Annotated in this window: 8 protein-coding genes; 2 read left to right on the top strand and 6 right to left on the bottom strand. The window is 73.3% G+C overall.

Going from position 1 to position 8241, the window contains the following annotated elements:
• Positions 1-175 precede the first annotated feature (175 nt).
• Positions 176-811, top strand: a complete 636-nt coding sequence (locus ACWD4P_RS37180; RefSeq protein ID WP_449782688.1) for a DUF6000 family protein — start codon at positions 176-178, stop codon at positions 809-811.
• Here the strand turns inward: ACWD4P_RS37180 and ACWD4P_RS37175 are convergent.
• The 3 genes from ACWD4P_RS37175 to ACWD4P_RS37165 form a co-directional block, all read right to left on the bottom strand.
• Positions 741-1283, bottom strand: coding sequence for a hypothetical protein (locus ACWD4P_RS37175; RefSeq protein ID WP_449782687.1), 543 nt, complete (start codon positions 1281-1283; stop codon positions 741-743). The genes ACWD4P_RS37180 and ACWD4P_RS37175 overlap by 71 nt on opposite strands.
• A gap of 85 nt (positions 1284-1368) precedes the next feature.
• Positions 1369-2616 (bottom strand): serine hydrolase domain-containing protein, encoded by a 1248-nt coding sequence (locus ACWD4P_RS37170; RefSeq protein WP_449782686.1) that lies wholly within the window; start codon positions 2614-2616, stop codon positions 1369-1371.
• Between the two features lie 192 nt (positions 2617-2808).
• A complete protein-coding gene (locus tag ACWD4P_RS37165) occupies positions 2809-3873 on the bottom strand; it encodes a 5-methyltetrahydropteroyltriglutamate--homocysteine methyltransferase (protein ID WP_449782685.1) in 1065 nt (354 codons plus the stop codon).
• Between the two features lie 93 nt (positions 3874-3966).
• Between ACWD4P_RS37165 and ACWD4P_RS37160 the strand changes: the two genes are divergently transcribed.
• Positions 3967-4770, top strand: a complete 804-nt coding sequence (locus ACWD4P_RS37160) for a nucleotidyltransferase family protein (protein ID WP_449782684.1) — start codon at positions 3967-3969, stop codon at positions 4768-4770.
• A gap of 404 nt (positions 4771-5174) precedes the next feature.
• Here the strand turns inward: ACWD4P_RS37160 and ACWD4P_RS37155 are convergent, their stop codons facing one another.
• From ACWD4P_RS37155 to ACWD4P_RS37145, 3 genes are all read right to left on the bottom strand, one after another.
• A complete protein-coding gene (locus ACWD4P_RS37155; protein ID WP_449782683.1) occupies positions 5175-5378 on the bottom strand; it encodes a hypothetical protein in 204 nt (67 codons plus the stop codon).
• A gap of 901 nt (positions 5379-6279) precedes the next feature.
• Positions 6280-7488, bottom strand: a complete 1209-nt coding sequence (locus ACWD4P_RS37150; protein ID WP_449782682.1) for an alpha/beta hydrolase family protein — start codon at positions 7486-7488, stop codon at positions 6280-6282.
• A gap of 294 nt (positions 7489-7782) precedes the next feature.
• Positions 7783-7986, bottom strand: a complete 204-nt coding sequence (locus ACWD4P_RS37145; protein ID WP_449782681.1) for a hypothetical protein — start codon at positions 7984-7986, stop codon at positions 7783-7785.
• Positions 7987-8241 lie beyond the last annotated feature (255 nt).

Genomic DNA, 8241 nt, shown 5'->3' with positions numbered 1-8241 from the left:
CCGCCCCACCCGCATCCACACACTCTGCACCCAACACGGCATCACAACGACGGCTTGAGCCCGACCCAGATCAAATACTTCGCCAGCAGAATCGCTGGTCCGACTTCCCGCGCGGCGCCGGGCCGGGGTGGCGAGGCCTCTGGTGGTGGGCGGCGGGCGACGTGAGAATGCCGCCATGCCCATTCCTGCTTCGTCGGACGGCCCCGAGCTGCTCGATGTCGTCGACCGTTACGTCAAGCCCGCCACGCACGGGATCAGTCGGTACCTGCACCTGTTGCACGGCAACTTCGCGCGGGACGCGGAGAGCGAGCGCGCACCCTTCCTCCGGTCGCTGAGTGCCGCCGCCCGGGAGATCACCGACGAAGAGCTGGAGATCCTGTTGAGGCGCGAGTGGCGCTCGCGCCTCACGGCGTCGTGGCTGATCGGCTTCGACCACAGGGTGCACTTCCGTGACGTCCTCGGCGATCTGCTCCTGGCAAGCCAGCTGTGCTTCGCCGGCCAGGGCTACTGCTTCGCTCTCGCACGCTTCGGCACTGACGAGGACGCCCGGCACCTGGCGGCCTACCTGGATCGCTACCTGCCAAGGCCCGACTGCCAGTTCGACCAGCACTGGGCGATCAGTGCGCTCCTCCACATCGACGGCCGGACGGGCAGCGAACACTCTGCCCGCTTCCTGGCCCCCGGAGGCCTCTGGCACCAGTGGAGCGAGGCCCGGTTCAGGCCGTCGGCCCCGGGCCGGTTCATGGACGGGCTGTGTGCCCTGGCTGCTGACGGCGACGACGGTAGTAGGCGAAGGCGAGGACGAGGGTGACGGGGCCCCAGAGCACCGCCGTGGAGGTGCAGATCCGCCCGAGCGCCATCCACCAGCCGTTGCTGTAGCCGACTTCGGCGAACACGCCCAGCCAGGCCAGGGGCATCCCGCCGAAGAGGGCGACCAGGACCAGTCCGCCGAGTACGGCCGGGACGAGCGCCACGAGTGGTGGGACCCGGCGGCCGCGCAGGACGGGCACCCAGCGCGGGTACACCTCGCCCCAGCCGCTGACCAGCCCGAGGGTCAGGATCGTCAGCGCCTCGGTGATCACGCTCAGCCCGATCACGTACGGGGTGGCCCACCAGACGTAGGGCCCGGCGGCCGGGTCGACCGTCCCCATCCGGAAGTCGAAGGCGAAGGGCAGTCGCCACAGGCAGTGCGGCAGCACGATGAAGGGGAGGGCTTTGGCGAGTCGCAGGGCCCACCGGGGAACGGGCCGTTCGGTGTCGCCGACCGGAATGTTCTTCAGCATGCGTCCAACGGTCCCGGAAGCCGCCCCTGCCCCGCTTCCCCCGGGCGAGCCAACATCTCCTCGTCAGAAAGGAGGAGACGGACCGTCAGCCGATGGACTTGAGGCCGAAGGCGCTCTTCAGCAGTCCGAGGGCGTACGGGGTCTCGGCACCGTCGAGCGCCGTCGGGTCGACGGAGTACACGACGGTGCGGGAGAGGTCGCGGGTGGCGAAGACGCCGCTGGTGGAGCCGGGCCGGGAGCCGGTCTTGCCCCAGGCCACGATGCCCTCGGCCGAGAGGCGTTCGAGGCCCATGCTCATGCACGCCGTGCCGCCCGGGCAGTGGCTGCTGCCCGGTGCGACGGGCACGTCCGGGACGGTGAACAGCTCCTCCTGCTGGGCCGGCGGCAGGAGGCGGCCGCGGAACAGGGCGGTCATGAAGCGCTCCAGGTCGGGGGCGCTGGAGATCATGCCGCCTTCCGCCCAGGGCCACGGGCTCTGCTCGGTGACGTCCGCCCGGTGGGTGCCGCCGTCGGCGTCGGGGACGGTCAGGTAGGGGTGGGTCGCGGGGTGCCGCAGCCGCGGGTCGTCGCCGTCGGGGAGCGCGGTGTCGTGCAGGCCGAGGGGCCGGAGGACGCGGTCGCGGAGTTCGTCGGCGTAGCGGTGGCCGGTGACCTCCTCGACGAGCAGTCCGGCGACGAAGGTGTTCATGCCGTTGTACTGCTGGGCGGTGCCGGGGGTGAAGCCGAGCTTCTGGCCGTTCATGGTGGCGATGACGTCCTCGGGGGTGAACGAGTCGAGCCGGTGTTCGGCGAACCAACCGGTGGTGCCGTCGCCCCAGGGGACGTTGGAGCCGCCGGGCAGCCCACTGGTGTGGTTGAGCAGCTGCCCGACGGTGACCCCTTCGTAGGGGAAGTCCGGGAGGTACTGCCGGACGGTGCCGTCGAGGTCGATCCGTCCTTCGCCGGCGAGTTGCAGGACGACGGTGGCGGTGAAGACCTTCGAGATCGATCCGATCCGGAACCGGCCTTGCGGGTCGACGGCCATCCCGTCCTCCGCCGAGGTGCCCACGAACCGCCCCGCGGAGCCGGTGACCCGCACGAATCCGGCGGAGACGTCGGCGGCGGGCCGCTGGGCGAGGGCCGCCCGGAGGGCCGCCGGGTCCAGCGGCGGCACGGCGGCGGGGGCAGAGGCCGAGACGGCGGCGGAGGCCGGGACGGAGGCGGCGACGGGCGAGGCCGAGGCGGCGAGGGCGGGCGTGCCCGCGCCGACCGTCAGCGCGGCGGCCATAGCCCCGGCGGCGGCCAGCACGGCCCAACGACTACGGCTGCCAAGGGCGTTCGGGTGGGCGTTCATGGGCGGTCCGGCTCCAGACTGGTGGTCGTCCGGGCCGGTGGTTCCCGGCCCGGCGACGAGTCTTCCGGTGCGGGCCGCCCGGGGCATCAGGGGCCGGGGGCCACCGTTCCCTGATCTTGCGTCAGGGTTCGCCCTGAGGTGCGGAGCGGGAAGTCGGCCGGGCCGGCTTCCCGCGCGCACCGGGGCCGGCGATCAGAGCCCGAGCGCCTCGGCCGCCAGCGCCGTGCCCTCGATCCGTGCGCGGATCTTGGCGAAGGCGGTCTGGCGGGAGGTGGACAGGTCGTCGGCGAAGGCGGCGAACCCGGCGTCGTCGCAGGTGCCGAGCCGGTCGGCGGGCAGGTGGCGGGCGGCGGTCAGCACCCGGTCGCGCACCTCCTCGGCGGTCTCGACCCGGGGGTCGGTCGGGTCGGTGACGCCGACGAACACCCGCGCGTCGGCGGGCAGGTGGTCGGCGACGACGGCCAGGACGCGCTCCGGGTCGGCCTCGCTCGCCAGGGAGAGGTAGAAGTTGCCCACCGTGAGCCGGAACAGCGTGGGCAGCAGTTCCGCGTAGTCGACGTCGAGGCTGTGGGTGGAGTCCTGGTCGGCGCCGGGGTCGGTGTGGACGCCGATCCGGGCGCGTTCGGCCGCGCCGAACCGGGACAGCACCCGGTTGTGCAGTTCGACGAAGTCCCGGAGCACCCCGCCACTCGGGTCGAGCTTCAGCGACAACCGCGCCTCGGTGAACTCCAGTTGCACGACGTGCGCACCCGAGTCGAGGCAGCCCCGGATGTCCGCCTCGGCGCCGTCGACGAGGTCGTCCAGGAACGCCTCGCGCGGGTAGCCCGCGATGCCGTCCGCCGGGTACAGCAGGGAGAGCAGGGACGGCGCCACGACCGACTGCTTCACGGGGACGGTCGCGACCTTCTGCGCGGCCCGGAGGTACTGCTCGGCGTGCACGCGGTAGCGGAAGGGGCCGGCGGTCAGCCGCGGAAGCTGCCGGATGTGCCCGTCGGCGAAGGGGATGACGACCCCGTCGGCGGCCAGGCCGTCGGCGCCGTCGAGCGGGTAGGTGTAGGCGTCGCGCTTGGCCTGGTCGCCGTCGGTGACGACGGGCGAGCCGACGGACTCCAGCTGGGCGACGGTTTCGCGGACGGCCCGCTGGCGGGTCTCCGCGAGTGCGGCGTCGCCGAGTTCGCCGGAGGCGTGCGCGGCGTACGCGGCCAGAAGCTCCGGGGAACGGGGAATGCTGCCGATGAGTTCGGAGGGGATGCTCATGGCGGCAGCCTAGGAACGGACGCGGGACGAGCACCGGAGGTGATCGGGATCGCCGACGATCACACCCCACAAGGGCACTACGGGAAAACGAAGTTGACCAGACTCGAACACACGTTGGCCACGCCGGTCACCACCTCTCCCGGCCTCCCGATCCGCCAGGCCGTGATCCTGGCGGGCGGACGCGGCGGGCGGCTCGCCCCGTACACGGACCTGCGCCCCAAGGCGATGGTCGAGGTGGACGGCGCACCCCTGCTGCGCCACCAGCTCGACCGGTTCGCCACCGCCGGCGTGCGGACGGTGGTCGTCTCGGCCGGCCACCGGGCGCGGGCCATCACCGAGTACGTCCGCACGGCGGCCCTGCCGGTCCGCACCACCGTGGTCGTGGAGGACCGCCCGCTGGGGCGGGGCGGCGGGCTGAAACTCGCGGCCCGCGCGCTCCCCGCGCCCGGGGAGCCGTGGTTCGCCGTCTACGGCGACATCTGGGCCGAGTTCCCGCTCACCGCACTGGGCGCCCACCACGTACGGTGCGGGGCGCTGGCCACGGTCGCCCTGGTCCCGCCCCGGCTGCCCCGCGGCACCGTGGTCTGCGACGAGCTGGGGATGGTCGCCGAGATCGCCGCGCCTCCCCCGCCCGCCTGCACCGTCAACGGCGGCGTGTACGCCTTCGCGCCCGGCGTGGTCCCGCTGCTGCCGGACCGGGGGGACCACGCGGAGACGACCCTGCCGCGGCTGGTCCGGCTGCGGCAGCTGGCGGGGTACCGCGCCGAGGGGTACTGGTGCGCGGTCAACACGCCTGCGGACCTACAGGAGTTGCGGGACCACGTGGCACCTCCCGAACCGGCCCTGGACGCGTACGGGCCCGGAGGTGCGGCCAGGGGCCGACGCCCGCCGCCGTGAGGCGTTCCTCCCCCGAAGCCGCACATCTCGCCGGGGGTTCGCGGCCGACGCGGCCACGGCGTCGGGGCCGTGCCGGCGCCGCACGAGGGCGAGCAGCGCGAGCGGCCTGCCGTCACCGCCGATCACGCCGTGGCCGGTGCGCCGTCGCCGTCGGCCGCGAGGAGCCAGGACCGGCCCTCGGTGGCGTGGACGCCGGGCCGGCGCCGACCGGGCGGGCCGGGTGCGGGGCGGAAGGGGCGAGCGGTTCAGTGGGAGATCGCACCTCTTCACCGAACCGGATCGAGCGGCGCCCACGGGAGGACCACTCGGACGGCGACGGAAACGCGGGCCGGGCTGCCCTGCCGGCGTCGGCAGGGCAGCCCGGCCCGCGTGAACCACGATGCGGTGCCCGGGCCGGATCGGAGCTATCCGATCGGGAGGCAGATCGCCCATGCGTGGATCCCCGCACCGGGGGTGTTGTCGCGCGGGGCAGGGACCTCCCAGCCCGTGTTGGTGCTGTTGGGATGCCCCTTCTCGCCGATACCCCCGTAGCCGTTCGGGCCGTCCGAGGTGTAGCCGCCACTGGTCAAGGTGTAGCCGGCCGGGCAGACGGCCGTGGCCACACTCACCCCGTCCGCGGGAACGGATGGGCCGTTCACCGTGATGCTGGGACCGGACACGCCGTTCTTGCCGGGAGGGCCTTCCGGGCCTTGGGGACCAGCGGGGCCTTCCGGACCTTGAGCCCCGGCCGGGCCTTGCGGGCCGGCAGGGCCTTCCGGACCGGCAGGGCCTTCCGGACCGGCAGGGCCTTCCGGACCGGCAGGGCCTTCCGGACCGGCAGGGCCTTCCGGACCGGCAGGGCCTTCCGGACCTTGAACCCCGGCCGGGCCCTGCGGACCCTCCGGCCCCTCAGGACCTTGTGGCCCCTCGGGTCCCTCAGGTCCCTCGGGTCCCTCGGGTCCTTCCGGACCTTCCGGTCCCTGGCATCCATCGTCCTCGCAGGAGTCATGGCTCCCGTGCTCGCCTCCGTGCCCGCCTCCGTGCCCACCTCCGCCCGCGAAAGCCGGCGCGGTGGCGGCGGCGCCGAGGCTGAGGGCTACGGCGAGAAGGATGGCGGATATTCGTCGAGTGACCTTCATGCGAGGGGCCTTCCCTGGTCGATACGGATACCGTTTGGACGGATGCGACCAGGTTCGTCAGCCCCCACGGCCCGTCGCTACTTGTTCAGGGCCACCCGTGGACAGGTGTAGCGCTTTGGGGTGAGGGACCGGCCCCTGCCCGACGGCCGGGGGGAGCCCGCCCGGATCGGCGGGACTGACCGAGTGCCGCACCGGTGCGCCCGTGCCGGTGGTGACGTGCCCCGGCATTCGGGTACTGGTCCGGTCGAAGCGCGAGGTCCACGTCCCGGCCTTCGGCGGTCTGGCGCTGCGCCGGAACCGCGCCTCCGGCTCCTCGAAGACTTCGAGCAGCTCGGCGACGTCCCCGAGGAGGAGGCCAGGCACCCGTGAACCGTGTCACCGACCTTCGCGGTCAGTACGACTGGTGCTGGAAGAGGACTTCGGGGTAGTTCGGGGAGGGGCCGTCCAGCAGCGGGCTGTTGGTGCCCTTCAGTGTCCGGTCGAAGAACGCCGTCACGTACGTGCGGGTGATCGCCAGCGCGCGTTCCGGGGAGAGGGGTCCCGCCGGGAATCCGGCCTCCGCCTTGAGCAGGTCCAGGTCGGCGAAGCTGAAGTGGTCCGCGCCGGTGACCGTCAGCCACTTCTTGTAGCCGCCGAGGGCGGCCCAGGGCTGCTCCCAGTCGTTGCCGGCCGACTGGTCGGAGACGGGCTCGCCCAGCATGAGGAACGGCCGGTCGATCTGGCCGGGCTTCGGGTCCGGGTGGAAGGAGCCGTCCATGTTCACTCCGGCCCGGACCCGCGGGTCGGCGATCATCGTGGCGGCGGCCGCCGCTCCGCCGAGGGAGTGTCCGGCCGCGCCGATCTCGTGCTTGTCGATGAGGTGGGCGAGGCGCCACGCGGCGTTGCCGTGCGTCAACCGGTCGATCACGAAGGACTCGTCCCGTGCGCGGCCGGCGGCGACGGCGTCGAAGTCGAGCCCTGCCGGGCCGTCGCAGATCACGCACGGCGATGTCCGGCCGTCCGCCAGGGTCTCGCCGCTGTCCTCGTAGGTGTGGCCGACGAGAGCGACGACGTAGCCGTGACTGGCCAGGTCGGTCGCGAGGGCGGTGAGCGTCATGCGCGGGTTCTCGTACGCGGGTGAGAGGACCACCAGCGGGTGCTTGCCGGGCTGCGGCCGCGCGCCGTCGTAGGCGTGGGTGGTGACGTCGACGAGGCTCTGCGGGGTGATGCCGGAGTTCGCCGGCGTGTGCTGGCGCTGGAGGATCCCGGCCGCCTCGCCGAGGGTCATGTAGGGGGCCGGGGTCCCGGTTCCGGGGACGGCCGGGTAGATCATCGTGACGGTCAGTTGGCGGGGGCCGGAGGACGGCACCCACGGGTCGGGGCGGCTCGCGTCGGTGAGGTGGATGACGTCCTCGCCGGCGGCGTAGGGGCCGGTCGGGGCGGGGAGCGCGCCCTGGAAGGTCCGCGTGGGCGCGGGGGCCGTGGCAGGTGCGGTGTCGGACGCGTACGTGGCCACCGGTGCGGCCGGTGTGGCCGTGGCGGCGAACCCGGCGTCGGTTCCGGTGACGAGGGCGGCGAGCGCCAGCACCGCGACGGCGCTGATACGGCGATTGCGTTTCATGGGGTCGACGCTAGGTTCCGCGGCTCCGTGTCGAATCGGCCCGTCGATGTAAACGTTCCGGCGGCGTTCGTAACCCCGGAGAGGTACGGGAGTCACCCGCCGGGAGTATGCCGTGCGTGCCGGGCAGGGAGTGGGAAGTCGGTCTGGTCGACTTCCCACTCCCTGGCGGTTCGTCCGGGTGTCGGGGCGGAAGGCCTCGGCCGGCGGGCAGGGCGGGGGTTCCCGGCCGCGCCGTCGGGGTGCACGGGTCTGCGGGACCGCTCCGGGCCCCGGGCGGGGAAGACCGGGGAGCGGTCAGCCCCCCATACAGGCGCGCCACTGGCCGCGGGCGAAGGCCTCGCCGCCGGACCAGTAGTTGACGTTCCAGGCCGCGGTGCAGATCTCCCGCTTCGACAGCTGCCGGGGGTAGGCGTTCGCCTCGGCGCCGGTGGCGATGACGAGCACCGGGGCGATGACGGCCGCGACGGCCGCGGCAGCGGCCAGTCGACGCATCTTCATGGGTGTGGATCCCTCTGTCGAGACGGCCGGATCGCTCCGACGGAGCCCGGCCGGAGTGGTCGGCTCCGTGCGCCACATCCTGACAGCGCCCCTCGACCTGGGGACATCCCACAAACCTGGGATGCCGGCGGGCCGTCGGCGAGTGCCGGCGGAGAGGGAGAGGAGTGGGAAGTCGGAGCAGACCGTCGACCTGGTGCCGCCGGGTGTGCTCAACATCGTCACCGGCTTCGGCGAGGAGGCCGGCGCCCCACTGGC

The sequence above is a fragment of the Kitasatospora sp. NPDC002543 genome (assembly GCF_053594915.1).
Note: the sequence above shows the minus strand (reverse complement) of the source record. Positions and strands in the feature narration are given on the sequence as shown.

Coding starts and splice junctions, on each gene's coding strand:
- ACWD4P_RS37175 (WP_449782687.1), bottom strand. CDS start 1,283: ATGCTGAAGAACATTCCGGTCGGCGACACCGAACGGCCCGTTCCCCGG.
- ACWD4P_RS37145 (WP_449782681.1), bottom strand. CDS start 7,986: ATGAAGATGCGTCGACTGGCCGCTGCCGCGGCCGTCGCGGCCGTCATC.
- ACWD4P_RS37150 (WP_449782682.1), bottom strand. CDS start 7,488: ATGAAACGCAATCGCCGTATCAGCGCCGTCGCGGTGCTGGCGCTCGCC.
- ACWD4P_RS37180 (WP_449782688.1), top strand. CDS start 176: ATGCCCATTCCTGCTTCGTCGGACGGCCCCGAGCTGCTCGATGTCGTC.
- ACWD4P_RS37170 (WP_449782686.1), bottom strand. CDS start 2,616: ATGAACGCCCACCCGAACGCCCTTGGCAGCCGTAGTCGTTGGGCCGTG.
- ACWD4P_RS37165 (WP_449782685.1), bottom strand. CDS start 3,873: ATGAGCATCCCCTCCGAACTCATCGGCAGCATTCCCCGTTCCCCGGAG.